Here is a 21,158-nt window from a genome sequence, read left to right on the forward strand (position 1 = left end):
TGGCTAACCATCAACGAGCACCCGGTCCATGCTCGCCCGGCCCGCGCCGAACACGAAGATCAGCCCCAGGAGAACGGCGAGAATCAGCGGGTACTCTAGTCCGCCGTCTTCTGCGAAGAAACCGTGCGGAAGGTGGATGAAATAGCCTGCCACCAGCACCATCACGGCCATCAACCCGGCGATGATAGTGGTGAGCAACCCGATGATGAGCATGGCACCGCCGATCAACTCGACTGAGCCCGCCACATACGCGACCAACCGTGGCTGCGGTACACCGGCCTGGGCGAATTGCTGCGCAGTCTCGCTCATCCCCGTTCCCACCCAGTGCTGGTAACCCCGGGCAATGAACACCACTCCCACGATGAAACGTGCAAGGAGCAGCGCAAAGTCGCGGACAGCCGGTCTATTCATGAATTCAACCCTACAACGTGGAACCAAACGGGCACGTCCAGCAGTCTAACGAGGGTATGACGACATACCTCGACTTTGAAACACACTGCACCTGCTCCTACGACCACCTCCCCTTCGACTTCCTCACCATCGACGACTGCCCGCTGCACGCCCGCTTGCTCGCGCCCCTGTTGGAAGACAAACCGGCCATTGTCGGCCCCGTCATGTGCGAAGACGGCAAGGCCCGCCCGCCGTGGGCAGCCACAGACCCACTGACACGTTTGTATTACGACACGACGTGGGGTGTGCCCGGGCTGAGCGAGAATGAGATGTTCCGCGCCCTGTGCTTCCAAGTCCTGCAATCCGGACTCTCCATGCGCGCCGTGCTGCGGAAGTTCCCCGCCCTCAACCGTGCCTTCAGCGATTTTGACCCCTATGTCGTGGCGCAGATGACGGAGGCTGACGTGGAGAAAATGCTGGACAATCCAGCCCTGATCCGTAACCGGACGAAACTCAGCGCCGTCATCACCAACGCTGAGGCCACTGTGGCGATGCGACGCGACGGAACATGCCTGCCCGAACTCGTGTGGGCCTACCAGCCAGCCATCATGCCGCAACCGGAAACGATGCTGGACATCCCTGAACGGACAGAAGAATCTGCTGCGCTGGCCAGAGACCTCAAAGCCCGCGGCTTCACCTTCATCGGCCCGAAGTCTGCGTGGCTGTTCATGCAGGCGGCAGGTGTGGTGAACACCCATCTGCAGGGCTCTTGGCGTCGCGATGCGGGACTGCGGATGACGCCGCTCGAGTTCTAAGTCAGTGGCAGAAACCGGCATGACAGGGCACTCTTGGTGGGGTAAGTAGCCCCCACCAAGGAGAGCCATGCACGTCGGTTCGGCCATCGCCCAGACCCTCGAAGACCACGGGACGGAACACGTCTTCCTGGTCCCCGGTGAGAGTTACCTCGCTGTGCTTGACGGTTTGCACGACACTGATATTTCCACCATTGTGTGCCGCCACGAGGGCGGCGCCGCCTACATGGCAGATGCCTACGGTAAGGCGACCGGTAAACCCGGAGTGGTCATGGTCACCCGCGGCCCCGGTGCTGCCAACGCCAAGATCGGTGTCTACACCGCCTGGCAGGACGCCGTCCCGCTCGTGCTGTTCATTGGTCTGATTCCGCGCGAAGACCGCTACCGCGAGTCTTTCCAGGAATTCGACCCGCACCAGTGGTTCGGCTCGATTGCCAAGGGCGTGTTCATTGTTGATGAGCCAGACCGCGCCAGCGGTGTCGTCGCGAATGCGATGCGTTTGGCTCAGCAGGGCCGTCCGGGCCCGGTCGTTGTCGGGTTGCCGGAAGATGTCGTAGCCGCCGAGTGCCCAGGTGGTGAGCTCGCTCCGCCCATCAAGGTCGCGCATGGAGGCGTGTCCAATGCCGATGCGGCGGTGCTCAAGGAACACCTGGAGAAGGCCGAGCGCCCGCTCATCTTCGAAGGTGGCCAGGGCTGGACGCAGGAAGCGTGCGACGCTGTCCAGCAGTTTGCGGAGGAGCATGAGATCCCGGTCGTGGGCGACACCCGCTCCTCCGACCGCATCGGCTTCGACTCCCCTGCCAACGCCGGGTGGCTAGGCACCGCGCGCAAAGAGGAAACCGCGCAGCTTCTCGACGACGCCGACCTGCTCATTACCGTCGGCGGCGTCCTGTGGGACAAGCCCACCGACAATTTCACCCGCCGGCAGGACTTTGGTGCAGCGAACATCGTGATCACGCCGGACCCGGACTTGGTCGGCCACACTGCCGCCGTCACGCGTCACATCATCGCCTCCCCGGTGGCCTTCGCCGAAGCGCTGGGCAGCCTCGAGCTCGATTCCACGCCCGACACCAGCGAATGGTTCACCCGGGCGCGCGAGCTGCACCTGGAGCACTCCACGTTGCCCACTGTCGCAAAGCGTTACGACGAACCCGCCGCGTGCGTGGACATGCACGACGTCATGGAGGCACTCATCAAACAGCTTCCCGACGACGCGATCTGCACCTACGGGGCCGGCAACCACTGCTTCTGGCCGCAGCGGTTCTTCCCTACGCGGACATTCCCATCGATGATCGCGAACCGTCTGGGTTCGATGGGTTACTCGCTGCCGGCTGGGATCGCGTCGAAGCTGGCGTTCCCGGACCGCTTCACGGTCGTGTTCACCGGCGACGGCGAATTCATGATGAACGGCAACGAGTTGATCACCGCCGTGCGCTACCACACCCCGGTTCTCATCGTGGTCGTGGATAACGCCCAGTACGGCACGATCCGCATGCACCAGGAGAAGCACTACCCAGGTCGGGTCAGCGGTACCCAGCTGGAGAACCCGGAGTTCTGCAAGCTGGCCGAAGCGAACGGCGCGTGGGCGGCGAAGCTGGACGACCCTGCACAAGTGGACAACACCGTGGAAGAGGCCGTCCGCCAGGTGGCGGACGGCCGGGTGGCGCTGCTCCACGTCCGCGTGGACCAGGAGCAGGCGGAGCCTTTGCCGTAGTCTCTGGAACCTTCAGGCTCAGGGGTTACTTCTTCGCGGTGACCCAGACGTCGATCTCGGCGGTGATGGGCTCAACACCTGCATCGTCGACGATCTGGCAATCAATAGTGACCAGCTGTCCGCCCGTCTCGCGGGTGATGGAGTCAAAGTCCGGGAAGTCCGCGGTCGCGGTAATGGTCAGGCCTCCGGTGGACTTCTTCGGGTAGTCCGCGCGCATGCCACGAGGGATCCAACGGTGGGTGTCCGGAACCGACACTTCGCACAGCAGGCCCATCGCGGCTTCAGCGCCGTTCAGCCCAGCAATCACGTGGAAGGTGCCAATGTGGTTCTGCACACCCCACCACTTGCCCAAACGCACCACGCAGCGGCCCGGGACGGCCTCGCGCACGCGCGGCATGACGGTGCGGAAGTAGGGGGCTTTGACCGAGTAAAAGGCAGAAAACACCGCACGCTTGAGCGCGGTGTCACTGAACTTTTCCCACAGCTGGGCGGATTTGCCCGGGTTGGGGTTGGTCTGGGTGGTCGGGTCAGCAGTAGTCACGGAAGCGTCAGTCATACCCCGTGATGTTACTGGCCGCAGTTAGGCGATGTCGCGGTATTGCGTCTCCGGTTCGTCGAGCTGCTCGACCGGGCGGCGGTAGGTGGGCAGGTTGGCAAAGTCGGCGCTTTCGTCGTCGATCTCCACAATCACAGCGCCTGGACGGCGCATGTGAGCAGGAACCGGAGCCCCTTCCTCGGAGGAGACGACACCCAGGCGGGCACGGTGGAGCTGGCGCATACGGCGCGCGTGAAGCTCACGCTCCTGCATGACCTGGGTGCGCAGTGCCACCAAGTACCAGACCAAAAGTCCGGCAACGACAACCGGTGCTGCCCATGCCCAGCCGCCAGCGACGAGCGCGAGCACGACTGCGATCGCAGTCGCGGCGGCGAGACCGAGGATGGTGCGCTGGCGGCGACGAGCACGGTCCTCGCGGGCGCGCTGCGCGGTCTGCGGGTCCCAGCCGCCGCGGCCACGGCGTGCGCGGGCGTAAGAGATTTCGCTCTCGTCGAGCTCGACCTCAGCGTCAGCGTCAACATCGAGGTCTTCTGCGTCGAGATCGTCCTCAACGGCCAGCTCCACATCAGAGGCGCTCTCGTCGTCAGCGAAGGCATCAGCGTCTGCTTTTGTATCTGCGTCGAGATCCGCAGTCTCATCTGCTTCGAGCGTGACGACGGTGCTGTAACCGTAATCCTCCGGGGAGAAGTACGTCGCGTCCAACTCGTACTCGGCGGCACCTACGTCACTGTCATCGAAATCACCGGCGCGAACGACGCTATACGTGACGGTCTCGTCGTCGGTGGCTGCGGTGTCGTCGATAAGCGCCGCGGGCTCGGGCTCTGCGTCGATGACATCGTGCTCTGCGGCGGCACTGCGCTTCTTCCAGGAGGTCGAACCGCTGTCGGATTTCACAGGCTCAACGACCTCATAATCATTGTCGTCGTCGAAGTGGTGAATGTCCGCTTTGGTAACGCGCGGACGGCGTCGACCCTGCACATCAGCGGTGCCGCCCTGGTGAAGGACGCGAGTTTCGTCGTACCCCTCTCCGGAACGCCTGATGGGTTTGGAGTCCCCGAACACCATCGGAGCGAGAACGATCGCCCACACCACGACGATGAGGACGATGATCAGGCTGAGGCTGCCGGACATGGGCCCACGACCTTTCTGCACACAGGACAGGTTGCTAGTTGTTAGCTAGACACTAGCCACGGAAAGTGGGCCTCTGACCGAACCACGCCGTGAAAATTGGTGCAGAATTTAAATCCACAAACAACCCTGTGCGGCGAGCCTTTCCACAGCTGATCCGGGTAAATCATCAATGTTCTGGGCGACAAAGTGGTGGTCACGCCAGCGGCCGTCGATATGCAGATTCTCTTTGAGGAAGCCTTCCTCCCGGAAGCCCGCGTTGGCCAGTACCTTGCCGGAAGCCGGGTTGTCCGGAAGGTAGGTCGCGGTCACGCGGTGCATGCCGATCCGGGCAAAGGCGTGGTCCACCCCGAGGGCGCACGCGACCGTCGCGATGCCCCGGCCCGAATAGGGCGAATGAACCCAGTACCCGATCCAGCACTCCCCGATCGCGCCGTGCTGAATGTTGCCCAACGTGACTTGGCCGATGAAGGCACCGTCGAGCTCGATGACCAGCGGAACGATGACACCGTCCTGGGCGTAGCGGCGCAGGTTGGTCCAGGTAGACATCCATGCGGACTGCGAGTGGGCCTCGCGCCACGTGCCACTGACCGTGGGCTCGACAGGGCGCAGGGTGGGCTCGTCGGCAATGCGCATGCGCGCCCAGTCCCTGCCGTCCTGGATGGTGAGCGGACGCAAGCGCAAACGGTTCTCACCCGGGATGAACACCGTCGGCGTGGGCTCCGGCCAACCGGGGTGGATTGGGTGACGCTGGCCCGAGCGCGGGCGGGATTTCTTGCCGAAGATCATGCCCGTTGCTGGAGGAACATGACATCGACGATGTCGCCAGGACCGACGTGCGCCACGTCGACGGGGATGCGGATCATCGCGTTCGCCTCAGCAAGACCGGCCAGAAGGTGGGCCGGGCCGCCGGACGGGCCACCAATGCTGTCCACCAGGTAGTCGCGTGTTTCCGCATCGCGCATGAGGCGGGCGCGCACGTAGCCCACGCGGCCCGGAATCGACTCGATGTGGTTAAGCGAGCGCGCCTTGACGGTGCGGCGCGTGGGCACGCGCTTGCCCAGCGACGTTCGGACCGCAGGTCTGATCAGCGCCTCGAAGATCACCAGCGCACTGACCGCGTTTGACGGCAGCAGGAAAACCGGGATCCGGTCCTCGCCGATCAGACCGAAGCCCTGGGCAGACCCAGGGTGCATGGCAACGCGCGAGGTGTCGATCTCCCCCAGCTCACCGAGCGCTTCCTGGAGCGGCTTCGCACTTGAGCCGCCAACGGCACCCGTAATAATAAGGAATTCGCTGCGCTGCGCCTGGGTGGCAATCTGCTCCTTGAGGCGGCGGGGTTCCGCATTGATGATTCCGACGCGGTTGACCTCCGCACCTGCGTCTTTCGCTGCAGCGGCGACGGCGTAGGAGCTGACGTCATACACCTGGCCCAGGCTGGGGTTGCGGTCAACGTCAACCAGTTCAAGACCGTAAGACATCACTGTCACACGCGGACGCGGGTACACCAGCACCTTATCGCGGCCGGTGGCAGCCAGCAGGCCAATCTGCGCTGGGCCGAGCACGGCACCAGCGCGCACAGCCAGGTCACCGGGTTGGATGTCGTCGCCTTCCTTACGGATGAAATCACCAGAGCGCACCGGACGGTGCGGGGAGACGCGTTTGCGGCCGCGGTCGGACCATTCGAGCGGCAAGACAGCGTCTGCAAGCGTCGGCAGCGGGGCGCCCGTGGCCACACGGACAGCTTGGCGTGGCTGGAGGCGCAGTGGTTTTTGCGAGCCTGCCGCGACCTCGCCCACCACGGGCAGTGACGTTTCGGTCTCCGCCGCGGCCGGTCCTTCTTTCTTACCCAGTGTTTGACCGCCGCCGACGTCGACCGCGCGCACCGCGTAACCGTCGACAGCTGCCTGCGAGAAACCCGGCAGTGGTGAGGAGGCCTGGACTTCTTCGGCGCACATCAAGCCCAACGCGTCGGTGATGCCGATGCGGATGGGCTCGGGCGTCATCGTCGCGTCGATGATCATGTCCAGCTGCTCGTCGACACTGCGCATGGTTTGAACCTACTACTGGTCGCGCAGGTGTGGGTTCTCCGACTCGAAGTCCGCGACGATCTGTTTGATGGCCTTGTAGAGCGCGGGACCGTACTTCGGGTGGTTGAGGCCGAAGTCCACGTTCGCCGGAATGTACCCACCCGGGTTGCCCAGGTCGTGGCGCTTGCCGTCGTGGACGACGACGTGAACTGGGTGGCCCTCGTTGATCATCAGCTCAATCGCGTCAGTGAGCTGCAGCTCGCCGCCCTTGCCCGGCTCAATGCGGCGCAGAGCGTCAAAGATGCCGCGGTCGAGCAGGTAGCGTCCGGTGGCGACGAAGTTGGACGGAGCCTCGGCGGGTTCTGGCTTCTCCACCATGCCCATGACGCGTTTGACGTGGGTTGCGTCGACATCAGCGCCGGCCTCAACCTCGCGGACATCGAACACGCCGTAGTTGAACACGTCTTCCGGGTCGACCTCGAAGGCGCACAGTACTGACCCGCCGAGAGCGTGGCGGACTTCAGCCATCTTTTCCATCACGCCGGTGGGCAGCACAAGGTCGTCGGGCAGCATGACGGCGACAACATCTTCGTCATCACCCAGCAGAGATTCCGCGCACCCCACAGCGTGGCCCAAGCCCAGCGGCTCTTCCTGCACGGCAGCCTCCGCCGTGATGATGTCGGATGCGCGGGCAACCTTTTGCGCCTGCTCGTCCTTGCCGCGTGCCAGCAGGGTATCGCGCAATTGATCGAATGGGCCGAAGTGCTCCATGACCTCGCCTTTGCCTGGCGCGGTCACGACTGCCAGGCGCTGTGCCCCCAACTGCGCTGCTTCTTCCGCGATGAGCTCAATGCCCGGAGTGTCCACGACCGGCAGCAGTTCCTTCGGCACCGTCTTCGTGGCGGGCAGGAACCTCGTGCCCATGCCTGCGGCGGGCACGATCACGGTTTTCACGTTGGACTTGCGCGTAGATGCCATAAGTGGTGAGTCTACCCACAATGATTCGACATTCAGCTAAAGCCTCCCGCAGGCTGTACAAAGGATAGCGATGGATTCAAAGGGGCAGCTGCGTGCGGTTGCGCGTCAGCGCAGACGAGTGCGCGAAAACAAGGCGCTTATCGACGCCGCTGTGCGCGACCACCTGCTCACCCATCTCCGCAGCTGCGCCCGCGTAGCCGCATACTCCCCTATGCCTACTGAACCCGGGGGCGAGGAGCTTCCCGACGTCCTCGCGGCAACGGGATTAGAGGTCTTCTTGCCCGTCACACTCGGTGCTGGGGTGTTGGAGTGGGCACTGCATGTGCCGGGGCAGCTTGCTCGCGGGGCGCACTTCGGCATTACTGAGCCCACCGGTGAGCGTTTCCCATCGTCGATGTTGAGCAGCTGTGACGTGGTGATTGTTCCCGCGTTGGGGGTGGATCGGCGCGGGATGCGGCTCGGCCAAGGCGCGGGCTACTACGACCGAGCACTGGTGCATGCAGGTGCAGTTCCCCGGATTGCGCTGGTCTACGACGACGAGGTGCACGACGTCCTGCCCTCCGAGCCCCACGACAAGCCTGTGGACGGCGCTGTCACCCCGCAAGGGTTTTTGCGTTTCAAGGGAACCAGTCCGGGGGCTGCGACAGTCCAATAAGGCATGGACTTTCTCACACTCGCTCCTGGCTACCGCCGCGCGCTTGCTTTACGACGTCTCACCGCCGCCCTGTTACTCCTCGCCGCCGCCCTCACCACCGTCACCGGCAGAGCGGCCAATGACCCGGCCGTGCTGGCATTCACCCGCGAAGTTTCTCCCGGCGAGCCACTCAGCGCCGATGACGTTGAGCTGCAAAGAATGCCGGAGGCGATCGTGCCCGACGGCGCTTTCGACCAGGTCAGTGATGTAGAGGGGCAGATCGTGGCGTCGACGGCAAGTGCGGGCGAAGTAGTCACTCCGACGCGGTTGCTGGGGCCCGATCTCGTCTCAGCGCTCGTGCCCGGCGACCGTGCAGATTACACGATGGTGCCCGTCAAGCTTGCTGAGCCCGACATCATTCCGATGCTCCACCACGGCGACCGAGTCTCCGTGGTGACCATTAATCACGGTGAACAGGAAGGAGCGGCCCGCACAATCGCCACAAACGGCGTAGTGGTCCTGGCCGGCGGAGCAGAAGACTCGCCCGCCGGAAGCGTTCTACTCCTTCTCCTTCACGACGAAGCGGAGGCGGTGGCGGCGGCCTCGCTGTCCTCCCCGCTCGCTGTTGTTCTCACTGGTGAACGCGTCAGGCAAGACAAATAGTCATTTGATATGTTAACTTGTCTCACCGTGCTACAAGGATTCAAAGATTTCATCATGCGCGGCAACGTCATCGACCTGGCTGTCGGTGTCGTCATCGGTGCCGCGTTCACGGCGGTTGTCACTGCATTCTCTGAAAACATCATCAACCCTCTGATCAACGCGGTCGGCGGCGCGGACTTCTCCCCCCTCGGTTTCCACGTCTTGCCGGACAACGATGCCACTTTCGTGGACTTCGGCGCGTTGATCACCGCGATCATCAACTTCCTGCTGATCGCTGCTGTGGTCTACTTCCTCATCGTTGCTCCGATGAACAAGCTGGACGCAGCGCAGAAGCGCCGCAAGGGCATTGACCCGGAGGCAGAGGACCCGACCGAGCAGGAGCTGCTCACCGAGATCCGCGACCTGCTCGCCGGCAAGAACGGCACTGCCCCGACCGACACGCCCCGCGCGTAAGGCCCAAACAACTTAGAAAATTAGTCCCCTCCGTAATGCGGCGGGCGCTCGTCAAGAATCGGTGGTTCTTCATCGAAATTGACGTAGCGCTCGCCGTCTCCTTTTTTCTCAGTAATCGGGGTGTCGGCGTGCCTGTCATAGTCGGTCTCAGCCCGACGAGAAGCGCGGCGGCGGGGTTTCCGTGAAGCCATTGCCCTGAAAAGACCGCGGGAACTACTGGACGCTGTACTTGCGCAGCTCGCTGATGAGGTGCGCAACCAGAGGAGAGATCGTAGAAATGCCGTCCCTAATCGCCGCGCGCGAGGGGGCCAGGTTGACCACTACCGTGGACCCGGACACGCCGCAGATGCCGCGGGACGTGCATGCGTCGACCGCGCCGCAGGCCTGACCGGAAGCACGCACCGCCTGGGCAACACCGGGCACGAGCTGGTCGATGACACCGCGGGTCGCCTCCGGGGCCTTGTCGCGAGGGCCGACACCGGTGCCGCCGACCGTGACCACGAGGTCCACACCGCCTACGACAGCCGTCTCGATGACCTTGCGGATCTCGGACTTCTTAGACTTCACGTACACGACGCCGTCCACCTTGAAGCCGATCTCCTGGAGAAGTTCGAAGACGAGACGGTCAGTCCCCTCGTCGATCGCCCCACCCTGCTTGTGATCGCTCACCAGGACTGCGAGTGCACACGGCTGACTGGGGACTTCCACCTCGGCTTCCGTTGCCATCAGAAAAGCCTCGTCCGGCTCGTGGATGTCCAGCGCGTCAAGAGTGTCCGACATGACCGTTACTCCTCGTCTTCAGTTCGTGGCAGGTGGTGTGCTACTCCGAAAAGTTTCGCATCTAGAAATCTACTCCGAACTCAGAGTCACATCTACCGTTCTGGTCTCATCCGATCCAGCAGATTTGACCTCCAAGGTCACCGTCTCACCGAAGTCGTAGGAACGGGTAGCTGCCACCAGGGCATCAGAAGAATCGATCGGCCGGTCATTGACGCGGATAATCACATCGCCAGGCTTCAATCCAGCCTCGTCAGCAGGGCTGCCTGGCTGCACAGAGTCGATCAACGCGCCGTCGGCATTGTGGCGGATGTCCACTTGGACACCCATCATCGGCTGACGCGCTTCGCCTTCGTTGATCAGCTGGTCCGCTACACGGCGAGCGAAGTTCGACGGGATGGCGAACCCGAGACCGATCGACCCCGACTCACCGGACGCACCCTGCGACAAGGACGCGATCACGGAGTTCATGCCGACAAGATGGCCGTTCATGTCCACCAGCGGACCGCCTGAGTTGCCCGGGTTAATCGCAGCATCCGTCTGGATACCGTCCATCAGTGAGCTCTCGCCGCCACCCTGAGCTGCACGGACTGGTCGATTCAGTGCCGAAACAATGCCAGTGGTGACAGTCGCAGACAGCCCCAGCGGCGAACCGATCGCCACAACGGGTTGCCCCACCGCCAAGTTGTCGGAGTTGCCGAACTGGACGACCGGGAGGTCAGACACCCCCTCAATCTGAATCACAGCGATATCGGTATTGACATCCGAGGCGATGAATGAGGCGGGATGCTTGGAACCGTCGTTAAGCGTGACTTGCATCTTCGTATCCCCATCGGCTGCTTCCGCAACCACGTGGTGGTTCGTTAGCACCTTCCCGTCGGAGGAGATGATCGAACCGGATCCCTCAGCTGCGCCGGAGCGGGCTACGACAGAAATGGACACCACGGCGGGAAGCACGGACTCGGCGACCTTTTCCACCGAACCATCCGGCGCTGGCGGCCTGTCATTGTCCACAGGTGCTTCGAGCGCGTTGTCCTGGTCGCTGGCCCCCATGCCAAGACTCTGCCCGGAGCCAGATCCGTTACCGGCGAAGTGGCTCACAGCATAGCCGGCGGCCGAACCCGCGATGAGCGCTGTCACCAGTGACAGAGCGATTGCCCCACCGGCGCCCAAGCCTTTCTTCTGCCGCGTGTTCACAGTCACGGGCTGAGAAGAAAAAGGCTGCGCTTCCGGCTGCAGCATGGGTTGCCGGGCCGGCTGAGGGGCAAAAGCACCGTTCGGGTCATTCGTGTACGTCATGATCGGGTATTGTCCTCCCGCTAGCTGTCACTAACATCGCGATGAATCTCAGCTCATCGTAGTACTTCCTACTCGCTCACTGTGTGGTGCCGGGGTCGCTTTACTCCGACACCGGGCGGCCGGGAAAGACGACGCGGATACGCGTGCCTCCGTCGTCGGACTCTTCGACGGCGATGGTGGCCCCATGACGATGCAGAACCTGCTGCGTGATCGCCAGACCAAGGCCCGATCCCGGCATAGCGCGGGACTCTGGCGCGCGGTAGAAACGCTCGAAAACCTTGCTCCGCTCCTCCACCGGGATTCCGGGGCCGGAGTCGTCGATGATGAGCACGGCGCTGCGCTTCGCTGCACGTAGGGACACACGGACCACCCCACCCGGCGGCGACCACTTCGCCGCGTTATCCAAGAGATTGACGGGGGCGCGGGATAGGGCGTTCGAATCAGCGTCCATCACCCACGGGTCCGCGCGGAAGCGGAACTCCACATCTGGACGGCGGCGCTTGACGCGTTCGACAGCGTCAGTGAGGACCCCGTCCAGACGCTCCGGCTCGAACTCCTTCTGCGGAACATCCTCGCGTGCGAGATCCACCAAGTCGCCGATCAACGTCGACATCTCTTCCATCTGGGCGGTGACATCGTCTTCCAGATCGTTGAGCTCTTGCTCGGCCATCATGGTGCGCTGACCGGAGCGGTGGAGCATTGTCAGCAACTCAATATTGGTGCGCATCGACGTCAGCGGGGTGCGCAGCTCATGGCCAGCATCGGCGACGAGCTGCGATTGGCGCACACGGGAGTCATTGAGCGAAGCCATCATCTCGTTGAGGGATTCAGCCAGGCGGCTGTATTCGTCGTCGCCTTCGACCTCAATAGGCTCAAGCTCGTTGCTATCTCGGACACGATCGACAGAACGCCGGAGACGCTCCAACGGACGCAACGTACTGCGGGCAATCAGCGAGCCGCTGAGTGCGGCCAGCAACGTTCCTAGACCGACAATGCCCATGAGTGTGGCCCGCAACCGGTTGTCCTGGGCGAGCACTCCGCCCGTGTCGCGGGCAAGCGCAACAGTCACGCCGTCGCCGTCGCGGAGTACCGAAACCCACTCGTTGCTGAAGGTTTCCTGCGTCCAATCGGGGCCCTGCCCCTTCCGCGCGAACCTGTCTACGGGAACGGGATCACCGACAAACGGTTGATTCTCACCAGGTGACACCGCTACCCGGTAACCCGGATTGTCAGTGCGAAACTGGTCAACCAGCATACCGAGCATCTCGACATCCGTGCCCGAGGTATCAAGCACGTATTGCGTTTGGCGCATCAGCGCCACAGTACGGGCTTCCAGCTCGAGAACTTCGCCGTCCTCCATGGCCCCTGAGACGGCAACGTAGGACAGCAGGGCTGTTGCACCGACAGCGAGGGTCACAAGGACCGCCGCAAGCGTTGCAATCCTGCTGCGTAGCGACGAGGGGCGCGACAGCTCGAGTTCCCGCGACCTAACCCCCTGAATGTCTTGGGTTTCGCCGGCTACACGCCGGAGGATCACGGCGCAGACTCCCGCATCACGTACCCGACACCGCGCACGGTGTGGATGAGACGGGGCTCCCCGTCTGCCTCGGTCTTGCGGCGCAGATATCCAATGTAGACCTCAAGGGCGTTGCCGGACGAGGGGAACTCGTGGCCCCACACTTCTTCGAGAATCTTCTGCCGGGTGAGCACTTTGCGGGGGTTCCGCAACAGCAGGTGAAGCAGGGAGAACTCCGTGCGGGTGAGCGAAATGTGGCGGTCACCGCGACGGACATCGCGAGAAGAAATGTCGAGGTGGAGATCTTCAAAGCTGAGCTCCGAGCCGCCTTCAGCATCCTGCTGAATGGCATCGGCGCGAGCGCGACGCAGCAGGGAGCGTACACGCGCCAGCAGCTCCTCCAGCGCGAATGGCTTGGGCAGGTAGTCATCCGCCCCCGCGTCCAGACCAGCCACACGGTCGGAGACGCCATCGCGGGCAGTGAGCATGAGGATCGGCCGGTCATAACCAGACGAGCGCAATTCACGGCATACTCCCAGACCGTCGAGCTGCGGCATCATCACATCGAGAACTGTCAGGTCCGGTTGCTCTTGCTCAATGCTCGCAAGCGCCTCCTGACCGTCTTTTGCCAGTGCAACGTCGTATCCGTTGAATTGCAGGGAGCGCCGCAAAGACTCCCGGACCGCCTGCTCGTCGTCGACCACCAAGATCTTCATATCACTATTATGACCATACCTAGCTAAAACTCATGACATTGAGGGGCCTTTAACTGTTTTTAGACAGAAAAAACCACCACTTTCGTGGTGGTTTTCACATGGGATTGGCAGAATTAAAATTGCTCGACGTCGATCAGGCCTTGCTGTGCAGCCTTGACCAGGCGGCGCGGGATACGCACAGTCTGGCCGTCGATCTTGGTCTCAACCAGAGCGGCGTTGTCGGCCTTCCACTGGGAGCGGCGGTGGTGCGTGTTCGAACGCGACTTACGGAACTTCGGGGTTGCCATGGTGTCTTCTCCTCCTTAACGGCCGTTACTAGTTGTCGGACTTCTTCTTGCGGCGAGCCATACCGCCGAAACGGCGGTTGAACTTCTCAACGCGGCCAGCGGTGTCCATGACACGCTGCGCGCCCGTCCAGAACGGGTGGGACTCGCTGGTGACATCGACGACGATGAGCGGGTACTCGTTGCCGTCCTCCCACTGGGCGGTACGGCCGGAGGTGGCAGTGGAACGTGTCAGGAACTGGTGGCCAGTACCTGCGTCCTGGAAGATCACCGGGTGGTAATCAGGGTGGATATCGTTTTTCATCTCTTCGTTTCCCTCAGGATTGATACTTCAGGTCGGTTCCACTTCTCTGCGCTGCTATCTGCGCCAGAAACGGATCGTGCCTGAGTTGGGTGCGAAATGGACTGCAGGGATGTTACCGGCAGCACGTTGAAAAGGAAAATCACGCCCCTGCCGGTTCCGGGCCCGTGGTCACCGCTACGCCCCGCTTGCGCAAAATTCGTTGATCCCGCCGCTTCGCCAGCGGCTCATAGATCCGTTTCATGACCATCTCCACCGGCCCCAGCTTGAAGTTATTCAGCCAAACGACGCTCAAGAGAACTAGTGCTACCGCGATAGCCGCGAAGATGAGCAGAACCCAGTAAGTGAAAAGTGGGCCTTGAATGCGCCGCGCAACCCCGAAGCCGAAGTCATAAAAGATGACGGATGCAATGACGTTCTGCAGGATGTAGCACGTCAGCGCCATGCGCCCGACGGCCGCGAAGGGCTTGCCCACGCTGCCGAGCACGTTGTCTTTCCTCACGTAGAAACCAGCGACGAGCGCCAAAACCCCGAAAGCCACCATCGTTGAGGTGACGTACCGGGCGACCGGAAAACCACTGATGGTGAGGAAAATTCTCACAATCCAATCCAGCGGGAGACCGATACCGAAGCCGATTGCCATGACCTTCCCGCGCAGCCGGTGGCCGTCAGGTTGGAAGAGCCCTGCACGGTACAGGCGTGCAGCAATGATGAACACGCCGATGCCCATGAAGAACATGATGGGCACCTCCCATCGGCCGCCGAGGAGGTCACGCGCGCGGAACTCGACCATGCCCCAGTAGCTCTCGGTGGAGTAATCCCCCATGATTTCATCAAGGCCCAACGCCTCCGGGCCCTTCTCCTTCAGCATGACGTTCAACCCGATGGCAACCATGGTGAATGCAGATACAACGAGCGCGTGCACGCACAGCCCGGCAATCATCCACCCCTTCTGCACCTTCTCACTGCGCGCAAGAATCGGCGCGACAGCAAGAGCGGTCAGACCGTAGCCCATGAGCACGTCGAACTCGAAGATGAAGATGTAGTTCAGCAATCCCTCAAGCACGAGAACGCCGGCACGCCACATGTAGCCGCCTGGCCAGGGCATGCCGCGGCGCAACCGGCTCTGCCGTTGGATCTACACGCCGATGCCGAACATGATGGTCAATAGACCTAGGAATTTGCCGTCGGTGACCAGATACAGGAGAGAATCAATCAGCCAGGTGTCGAATCGGACGTCGGCCCCGCTCGTTCCACGTACAAAATCCATTGCTTGTGCAGCGATGGACTTGTCCGGGAAATAGCCGGTGAGAAAATCCTCGGTCGATCCGGCGAACAACCAAATGTTTGTCAGCAGCGTCCCCAGGATCGCCAGGCCGCGGGCGATGTCGAGGGCAACGATGCGTCGATAAGCATGCCCCTGGGGTTGCGGGTTCATGCGCGCGACAATAGCACCGCTGCCCTGCGCGTGGCGCCGCGAAGGAGCGCACCAGCCGCGATAGTGAAAAGAACGCCTGGGAGCACCCACATCACCCGCGGCTCGATCGGCGGAAGGGTGTAGGTAGCTATGAGGGTTCCCACGTGAAAGCCGCTGTGAATACCCGCCGCTATCCATCCATTACCCCAGCGCATCGCGCACACCGCCGCAAAGACGGCGATACCGAAAGAAGTGACCAGATAAAGCAGGTGATCCACAATCCCTTCCTGTCCCGCCTGCGACAACAAGTGCATGACCGTGAACACGACGGTCGACCACCAGAACCCTAGCCACGGGCGGCCTGGCGTGGACCGAAGTAGCCAACCGCGGAACACTAACTCTTCTGGGATGCCCTGCAGCAAAAATGCGAAGCCGGCGAGCTCAAACACAGCGCCGATGATGACTGCGGCCGACTCAGATGGAAACTCCTCGGGCATCTCACCGTTGGTCATCCCTAACGCAACCGCGATCAAATGCGCCAAGAGAACCAGTGCGCCCGCCGCGACGGTTCCTGCGACCAACCCCGTGACCACCTTGGCGCCGCCAAAACCAGTGGCAGCAAAAGGCCGTCGTTCCGCATAACGCATCCACGCCCAGACAGCCAGAAACGCCAGCACGCAGTTGATCGCGCTCAACCCGAACCGCTGCAGACCAGCGACCACAGGCTGATCTGAGACGCCCGTCACCAGCATCAGCCCGAGAGGGATGAAGGTAGCACCAAGGACGATCACCACCGCGACCACGCCGCGCACAGTGATACCCCACCACGTCAGCGGCAGCCGAGGCGGGGTGGCTGGATCTGAAGGGGTGGTTAGAGAAATGAAGTCATCAGGAGGCGACGCAGCGCGGGAAGTATTCATGGTTTCATCCCACCAAGAACACCGTTTCTCCCGCCACGGGGATCGCACCGATTTCCCCTCAGGGTTGTCCCCGATTTTGCGGCCACTGCCCCACCATGCAAGCTGTCATGGACGCCGCCGCAGATGCCGTTCCAGCGATTAGGAGTTCGCCGGCTGTGGGTGTAGTGTTGACTCTCGCTGTTGTCGAAGTACACGTTTACGCTTAGTCAACCGGTGACTTTTGACGCCCTCGAGCTCACCCGGCCATCCTCACTACCAGGCCGATTTCTAGTTTCGAGTGTGGTGTCAGCTATTACATGTCTCCGAGTTTTCAAGCGGCTAGGAGAAAGAAGTAACCATGTCGGCACATTGCCAGGTCACGGGAAAGCAGCCGTCATTCGGCAAAACCGTGTCTCACTCGCACCGCCGCCACTCGCGTCGTTGGAACCCCAACGTGCAGAAGCGGCGTTTCTACCTGCCCTCTGAGGGCCGTACCATCACGCTGAACGTTTCCACCAAGGGTCTGAAGATCATCGACCGTGACGGCATCGAGTCCGTCGTCGCTCAGATCCGCGCCCGAGGGGAGAAGGTCTAATGCCCAAGAACGACATCCGCCCGATCATCAAGCTCAAGAGCACCGCGGGCACCGGCTACACCTACGTCACCCGTAAGAACAAGCGCAACAACCCGGACCGCATCTCTTTGAAGAAGTACGACCCGGTCGCGCGCAAGCACGTTGAATTCCGCGAGGAGCGATAGAAATGGCTAAGAAGTCCAAGATCGCTAAGAACGAAAAGCGCAAGGAGATCGTCGAGCGTTACGCGCAGCGCCGCCAGGAGCTCAAGGCGATCATCCGCAACCCGGAGACGTCCGACGAGGACCGTCTCGAGGCTCAGTTCGAGCTCAACCGTCAGCCGCGCGACGCCTCCCCGGCTCGCGTTCGTAACCGCGACTCCCACGATGGTCGCCCCCGCGGCTACCTCCGCAAGTTCGGCCTCTCCCGCGTCCGCATGCGCGAGATGGCTCACCGCGGTGAGCTGCCGGGCGTCCGCAAGTCGTCCTGGTAAGCAAGGAGTGCACCAATAATGAAGCGCAACAACAACCGTAAGGCGCGGATGGAGCAGTCCCGCCGCCCGAAGAAGAATCCGCTCAAGGCCAAGGGCATTGAGGCAGTCGACTACAAGGACATCGAGACCTTGCGTCTGTTCATCTCCGACCGCCACAAGATCCGTTCCCGCCGCGTGACCGGTCTGACGCCACAGCAGCAGCGCCAGGTGGCCACCGCCGTGAAGAACGCCCGCGAGATGGCTCTGCTGCCGTTCACCAGCCGCTAAATCACTGGTTGACAGCAGCGTAAGAAAAGCGTCCGCTCCCCTATGTAGGGAGACGGGCGCTTCTTCTATTTCGCGGCCTGTTTGTCGCCGCCTTGCGCGGGCTAGCCGCAGCGGGCGACAGGCAGGGATCCGAGCTGACCGTTCAGCTCAGAGGCAATGTCGTTGAGCATTTGCGTTGCTTTGCCGTAGCCGCCATGGGGTGCATACGCCGTAATGGCGATGGCCACGTCGCCGCGCGGCCCGCGCACGAGACCGAACTGGCGGGCTAGGTATCCCCCACCCTGGTGGTTCCACCCGCCTTTGAAGCGCGCTCCGGGCATTCGCCCCAATCCCCAACGTTGATCGGGCGTGATTCGTGCCATCATGCCCACAACCGGGCCCGAGCCATTCACGCACGGAAGGTTCGCCGCGAAGCGCGCCTGCTCGCTCGTGGTCCACAGTGTGGACATCTTGTGCGCCGGGGAAGTAGCAGTGTGGGTGCGTCCTTCGCCCAGCACTGTCTGCACCTGGTGGGTGGGGATGGCATTGGCCATGCGGTGCATGGCTGGGTTGTCAGATACTGTCACGGCCAATTCTGCATCGCGGTACCAGCGAGGACCGTCCTGTTTGAGCGCTGCGATGGAGACGGGCACCTTCATTGTTGAAAAAGCCGGCTGCGGCCGGTTATCCCCTGCCGTCGCGCTGGCGCCGGGACTGAACACAGAGATGGTGACCTGCCCGCCGTGGCGCGCGTTGACGCGGTTGACAATTCCCTGCAGCTGCGGCTGGATGCTCACCGGTTGAGGGCGTTGCTGCGGGGCGGCTGAGTTCAATCCCAGAGCTTGGCTGGACATTGGGGTTGGCCACCCGAGATCACGCTTGACGTTACTGGGGATCTGGTTGAACGCTTCCACTGCGGCAGGGCCGATAACGGGCATTTCAGCGATGTTCGGGACTGCAATAGTGGGCATCGCGATCCCGGCTGCAGCGAGGAAAGCGGCGAGGTGGCGCATCATGGCTACAGATCATAGCCCTGCTTTCCAGGGAAAGCAGGGCAAGGGTTTAGGCTGCCGCACGGAAGATCGGGTATCTTTTGCTTGACAGGTTTACAGTGTCGCCAGGAGGAAGAAATGGCAGGAAGTGTCGGACGGCCACGGAAGTCGTCGCCGCGACGCTCAGGACGCACGGCACGCGAGGAAATCCTCGACGCGTCTGCGGAGCTGTTCACCAAACAGGGTTTCGCCACAACCTCCACACACGAAATCGCCGATGCCGTGGGCGTGCGTCAGGCATCGCTGTACTACCACTTCCCTTCCAAGGCCGATATTTTCTTGACCCTGCTGAAGTCCACGATCGAACCGTCGCTCGCTCTTGGCGCGGTGCTGCGAGATTCGGATGCGTCTGCGAACCAGAAGCTGTGGGCGCTCGTTGCTGCTCAAACTCGCTTACTGCTGTCCTCAAAGTGGAATATCGGCCGGTTGTACCAGCTGCCAGTGGCCACCTCCGAGGAGTTTGTGGAGTATCATAAGGAACGCGCTGAGCTGGAGGATTACTTCCGCTCCTTTGCGGCTGAGATTGTCGGAGACGACGATCCGCTGGTGGAGATGCCATTCCACATGTCGCTCGCAGCCGTCGAAATGCGCGACAACACGGGAAAGGCGCCCTACCCTCTCGTCACGGATGCGCTGCCGTCGCCATCGGTCATGCTCGCGGACGCGGTGCTCGACGTCTTGCACGCAGAACTTCCGCCGGACCGCGGCGAGCGCACCATCGAACTGCTGGAAAACAGCTAACAGTTCGCCGCAGGAGCACTCTCGAGCGAACCAGCGATCTGCGCTGCCAGTTGAGTCGCCATCGCCTGTCCGCTTTCGTAACTGCCGTCGCCCGCGGTCACAGCGATAGCTACGGCGACATTCCGCCCCACACTGTCGTGCACAAGTCCGAATTGACGGACCTCGTACGCACCATTGCTTGACGACGGCCCCCACCCGCCCTTGAACCTCGCCCCCGGGAGAGTACCTAACCCGTAGGACTGGTCGACCGTGATCCCGCCCATGAGACTGAGTACTGGTTCAGAGCCGGTCACGCACTGCAAGTTGGAGGCGAAGCGGGCTTGCTCAGCCACAGACCAGACAGTTTGGCCGAAGGGCGAGAACTCCGGCCGGATCCGCTCCCGCTGGACCGGAACCGGCGTACCGCCTTCCGCTAGCACCGCTTCCACAGCTTCCGGCGACACGCTGTTCCACAACGCCATCGCGGCGTCGTTGTCGGAGACCATGATGGCCGTCGAAGCCTGCCCCGCCATTTCTGGGTGCTCCTTCAACGCGGCGATAGCAATGGGCACCTTGATTGTGGACCATGCCGCAAAGCCTGTGGTGTCCCCGGCGGAGAACTCACCTCCGCGGCCGGACACCGCGACTTCGGCGCGGCCGCCAAAGCCGTCGAGCACATTGGCAACAGCATCGTTCAGCACGGTCTGGGCATCACCTACTGGCGCCGGAGGAATGACCTGCTCCTGCGGCGGGGGCACGTGCACCGGATCATTGTCAGCGGGGGCTCCCATGGATGGTTCTGGCAGGACACCCCTGTCACCGCCGCCTGCCGGACTGCTGGAACCGACCGTGCATGCAGACAACAACAACGCACACACGGTCGCGCATGAGAACGCGGGAAATCGTCGCACAGGACCTAAGAAATGTAGACAGCCGCGTTGTTCCCGCCGGTGCATGCCACGTGCGCTCCTTGGTCACGGCAGGTCATGTCGTAGTTCTTACCGGTGACGGGGCTGTACACACCGTACAGAGTGACGTTCGGGCTACCGGTGGAGTTGTACTTAGCCACAAAGGCGGAGAACACGTTTGCCGCGAACTGCGGAGTCGTCACATCAGAGTCGTTGACCCAATAATCCGTGTAGTTCTTCGTGGGCTTGTTCGCAGGCTTCGGTTGCTGCTGCTCGTTCGGCGAGGGCGCGTTCACCGTCTGGGTGACGGTGGGGCGATCGCCCTCACTCGGCTGCTGCACGCTGGTCAAGGCGGGCTCATTGGCCGCGCGGTTCGCGTCCGAATTCGTCGTGAAGTAATAGACCAGGAATCCCGTCAGGGCGATGGCTAACAGCCCGGCGATGACGCTCATGATGATCATCCCTGCGTTGGATGATTTCTGTTGCGTCACCGGCGGGTACTGCGGGGGATACATACCAGGCTGGTACTGGTTGTGGGGTGCGCCCCAGTATTCGTTGCTCACACTGTTGATTATTGCACTGTTTCCAGGGAAAGCAC

At 62.2% G+C, this 21,158-nt stretch carries 29 protein-coding genes; 10 read left to right on the plus strand and 19 right to left on the minus strand.

All coding sequences use genetic code 11. From position 1 onward, the window contains the following. Window positions 1-3: 3 nt before the first annotated feature. Complete coding sequence (locus tag HMPREF0291_RS10465) at window positions 4-411, minus strand: DoxX family protein (protein ID WP_005291308.1); 408 nt, start codon at window positions 409-411, stop codon at window positions 4-6. A 56-nt stretch (window positions 412-467) separates the two neighbouring features. Between HMPREF0291_RS10465 and HMPREF0291_RS10470 the strand changes: the two genes are divergently transcribed. Continuing rightward, a complete protein-coding gene (locus tag HMPREF0291_RS10470; RefSeq protein ID WP_005291310.1) occupies window positions 468-1,205 on the plus strand; it encodes a DNA-3-methyladenine glycosylase I in 738 nt (245 codons plus the stop codon). A gap of 67 nt (window positions 1,206-1,272) precedes the next feature. Continuing rightward, on the plus strand, window positions 1,273-2,916 hold the full coding sequence (locus HMPREF0291_RS10475; protein WP_005291312.1) for a thiamine pyrophosphate-dependent enzyme: 1,644 nt from the start codon (window positions 1,273-1,275) through the stop codon (window positions 2,914-2,916). 25 nt (window positions 2,917-2,941) lie between these two features. On the opposite strand, the gene HMPREF0291_RS10480 is transcribed toward HMPREF0291_RS10475, so the two are convergent. From HMPREF0291_RS10480 to HMPREF0291_RS10500, 5 genes are all read right to left on the minus strand, one after another. Then, window positions 2,942-3,472: a hotdog fold domain-containing protein gene (locus HMPREF0291_RS10480; protein ID WP_005291314.1), complete on the minus strand. Its 531-nt coding sequence runs from the start codon at window positions 3,470-3,472 to the stop codon at window positions 2,942-2,944. 24 nt (window positions 3,473-3,496) lie between these two features. Beyond that, on the minus strand, window positions 3,497-4,603 hold the full coding sequence (gene sepX / locus HMPREF0291_RS10485) for a divisome protein SepX/GlpR (RefSeq protein WP_005291316.1): 1,107 nt from the start codon (window positions 4,601-4,603) through the stop codon (window positions 3,497-3,499). A gap of 108 nt (window positions 4,604-4,711) precedes the next feature. Continuing rightward, entirely contained in the window at window positions 4,712-5,389 is a 678-nt protein-coding gene (locus HMPREF0291_RS10490) for a GNAT family N-acetyltransferase (protein WP_005291318.1), read from the minus strand. After that, window positions 5,386-6,651, minus strand: a complete 1,266-nt coding sequence (glp, locus tag HMPREF0291_RS10495) for a molybdotransferase-like divisome protein Glp (protein WP_005291320.1) — start codon at window positions 6,649-6,651, stop codon at window positions 5,386-5,388. Before glp ends, HMPREF0291_RS10490 begins: the two co-directional genes overlap by 4 nt. A 12-nt stretch (window positions 6,652-6,663) precedes the next feature. Then, window positions 6,664-7,608, minus strand: a complete 945-nt coding sequence (locus HMPREF0291_RS10500; protein WP_005291323.1) for a UTP--glucose-1-phosphate uridylyltransferase — start codon at window positions 7,606-7,608, stop codon at window positions 6,664-6,666. A 70-nt stretch (window positions 7,609-7,678) separates the two neighbouring features. Between HMPREF0291_RS10500 and HMPREF0291_RS10505 the strand changes: the two genes are divergently transcribed. The 3 genes from HMPREF0291_RS10505 to mscL are packed head-to-tail and all read left to right on the plus strand — an operon-like array spanning window position 7,679 to window position 9,358. Next, the gene (locus tag HMPREF0291_RS10505; protein WP_005291325.1) at window positions 7,679-8,263 is read left to right on the plus strand and encodes a 5-formyltetrahydrofolate cyclo-ligase; all 585 of its coding nucleotides are present in this window, start codon (window positions 7,679-7,681) and stop codon (window positions 8,261-8,263) included. A gap of 3 nt (window positions 8,264-8,266) precedes the next feature. After that, a complete protein-coding gene (locus HMPREF0291_RS10510) occupies window positions 8,267-8,905 on the plus strand; it encodes an SAF domain-containing protein (protein WP_005291327.1) in 639 nt (212 codons plus the stop codon). 27 nt (window positions 8,906-8,932) lie between these two features. Beyond that, complete coding sequence (mscL, locus tag HMPREF0291_RS10515; RefSeq protein WP_040423805.1) at window positions 8,933-9,358, plus strand: large-conductance mechanosensitive channel protein MscL; 426 nt, start codon at window positions 8,933-8,935, stop codon at window positions 9,356-9,358. A gap of 20 nt (window positions 9,359-9,378) precedes the next feature. Here mscL and HMPREF0291_RS11905 read toward each other — a convergent pair whose 3' ends face one another. The 10 genes from HMPREF0291_RS11905 to HMPREF0291_RS11390 form a co-directional block, all read right to left on the minus strand. After that, window positions 9,379-9,549: a hypothetical protein gene (locus tag HMPREF0291_RS11905; protein WP_005291331.1), complete on the minus strand. Its 171-nt coding sequence runs from the start codon at window positions 9,547-9,549 to the stop codon at window positions 9,379-9,381. 22 nt (window positions 9,550-9,571) lie between these two features. Further along, entirely contained in the window at window positions 9,572-10,138 is a 567-nt protein-coding gene (locus HMPREF0291_RS10520; RefSeq protein WP_005291333.1) for a MogA/MoaB family molybdenum cofactor biosynthesis protein, read from the minus strand. Between the two features lie 69 nt (window positions 10,139-10,207). Next, window positions 10,208-11,434, minus strand: coding sequence for a S1C family serine protease (locus HMPREF0291_RS10525; RefSeq protein WP_005291337.1), 1,227 nt, complete (start codon window positions 11,432-11,434; stop codon window positions 10,208-10,210). A 100-nt stretch (window positions 11,435-11,534) separates the two neighbouring features. Continuing rightward, the gene (locus tag HMPREF0291_RS10530) at window positions 11,535-12,971 is read right to left on the minus strand and encodes a sensor histidine kinase (protein ID WP_005291341.1); all 1,437 of its coding nucleotides are present in this window, start codon (window positions 12,969-12,971) and stop codon (window positions 11,535-11,537) included. Continuing rightward, window positions 12,968-13,666 carry a response regulator transcription factor gene (locus HMPREF0291_RS10535; protein ID WP_005291343.1) on the minus strand — a complete coding sequence of 233 codons (699 nt, stop codon included), beginning with the start codon at window positions 13,664-13,666 and terminating at the stop codon, window positions 12,968-12,970. Before HMPREF0291_RS10535 ends, HMPREF0291_RS10530 begins: the two co-directional genes overlap by 4 nt. Window positions 13,667-13,779: 113 nt before the next feature. Further along, the gene (gene rpmF / locus HMPREF0291_RS10540; RefSeq protein WP_005291345.1) at window positions 13,780-13,953 is read right to left on the minus strand and encodes a 50S ribosomal protein L32; all 174 of its coding nucleotides are present in this window, start codon (window positions 13,951-13,953) and stop codon (window positions 13,780-13,782) included. Between the two features lie 28 nt (window positions 13,954-13,981). Further along, window positions 13,982-14,254 carry a type B 50S ribosomal protein L31 gene (locus HMPREF0291_RS10545; protein ID WP_005291347.1) on the minus strand — a complete coding sequence of 91 codons (273 nt, stop codon included), beginning with the start codon at window positions 14,252-14,254 and terminating at the stop codon, window positions 13,982-13,984. Window positions 14,255-14,393: 139 nt separating this feature from the next. After that, entirely contained in the window at window positions 14,394-15,338 is a 945-nt protein-coding gene (locus HMPREF0291_RS10550; RefSeq protein ID WP_005291349.1) for a DUF418 domain-containing protein, read from the minus strand. Window positions 15,339-15,389: 51 nt separating this feature from the next. Then, window positions 15,390-15,689 (minus strand): hypothetical protein, encoded by a 300-nt coding sequence (locus HMPREF0291_RS11385; RefSeq protein WP_005291351.1) that lies wholly within the window; start codon window positions 15,687-15,689, stop codon window positions 15,390-15,392. Then, on the minus strand, window positions 15,686-16,588 hold the full coding sequence (locus tag HMPREF0291_RS11390; protein WP_083770334.1) for a CPBP family intramembrane glutamic endopeptidase: 903 nt from the start codon (window positions 16,586-16,588) through the stop codon (window positions 15,686-15,688). Before HMPREF0291_RS11390 ends, HMPREF0291_RS11385 begins: the two co-directional genes overlap by 4 nt. A gap of 337 nt (window positions 16,589-16,925) precedes the next feature. Here HMPREF0291_RS11390 and rpmB point away from each other — a divergent pair, with 337 nt between their 5' ends. Genes rpmB through rpsR form a run of 4 tightly spaced genes read left to right on the plus strand, consistent with a single transcriptional unit; the run spans window position 16,926 to window position 17,901 of the window. Beyond that, window positions 16,926-17,162, plus strand: a complete 237-nt coding sequence (gene rpmB / locus HMPREF0291_RS10560; protein ID WP_040423806.1) for a 50S ribosomal protein L28 — start codon at window positions 16,926-16,928, stop codon at window positions 17,160-17,162. Further along, window positions 17,162-17,326, plus strand: coding sequence for a 50S ribosomal protein L33 (rpmG, locus tag HMPREF0291_RS10565; RefSeq protein WP_005291356.1), 165 nt, complete (start codon window positions 17,162-17,164; stop codon window positions 17,324-17,326). Before rpmB ends, rpmG begins: the two co-directional genes overlap by 1 nt. 2 nt (window positions 17,327-17,328) lie before the next feature. Further along, on the plus strand, window positions 17,329-17,634 hold the full coding sequence (rpsN, locus tag HMPREF0291_RS10570) for a 30S ribosomal protein S14 (RefSeq protein ID WP_005291358.1): 306 nt from the start codon (window positions 17,329-17,331) through the stop codon (window positions 17,632-17,634). An 18-nt stretch (window positions 17,635-17,652) separates the two neighbouring features. Beyond that, window positions 17,653-17,901: a 30S ribosomal protein S18 gene (rpsR, locus tag HMPREF0291_RS10575; RefSeq protein WP_005291360.1), complete on the plus strand. Its 249-nt coding sequence runs from the start codon at window positions 17,653-17,655 to the stop codon at window positions 17,899-17,901. 101 nt (window positions 17,902-18,002) lie between these two features. Here the strand turns inward: rpsR and HMPREF0291_RS10580 are convergent, their stop codons facing one another. Continuing rightward, window positions 18,003-18,896: a serine hydrolase gene (locus HMPREF0291_RS10580; protein ID WP_005291362.1), complete on the minus strand. Its 894-nt coding sequence runs from the start codon at window positions 18,894-18,896 to the stop codon at window positions 18,003-18,005. 114 nt (window positions 18,897-19,010) lie between these two features. Here HMPREF0291_RS10580 and HMPREF0291_RS10585 point away from each other — a divergent pair, with 114 nt between their 5' ends. After that, window positions 19,011-19,673 carry a TetR/AcrR family transcriptional regulator gene (locus HMPREF0291_RS10585; RefSeq protein ID WP_005291364.1) on the plus strand — a complete coding sequence of 221 codons (663 nt, stop codon included), beginning with the start codon at window positions 19,011-19,013 and terminating at the stop codon, window positions 19,671-19,673. On the opposite strand, the gene HMPREF0291_RS10590 is transcribed toward HMPREF0291_RS10585, so the two are convergent. Both HMPREF0291_RS10590 and HMPREF0291_RS11685 read right to left on the minus strand, forming a co-directional pair. Next, a complete protein-coding gene (locus HMPREF0291_RS10590; protein ID WP_005291367.1) occupies window positions 19,670-20,443 on the minus strand; it encodes a serine hydrolase in 774 nt (257 codons plus the stop codon). The two genes, HMPREF0291_RS10585 and HMPREF0291_RS10590, sit on opposite strands and share 4 nt — an antisense overlap. A gap of 125 nt (window positions 20,444-20,568) precedes the next feature. Beyond that, on the minus strand, window positions 20,569-21,123 hold the full coding sequence (locus HMPREF0291_RS11685; RefSeq protein ID WP_156774847.1) for a hypothetical protein: 555 nt from the start codon (window positions 21,121-21,123) through the stop codon (window positions 20,569-20,571). Window positions 21,124-21,158: the final 35 nt, after the last annotated feature.

Origin of the sequence: Corynebacterium genitalium ATCC 33030, assembly GCF_000143825.1 — a bacterium.
GTDB lineage: Bacteria > Actinomycetota > Actinomycetes > Mycobacteriales > Mycobacteriaceae > Corynebacterium > Corynebacterium genitalium.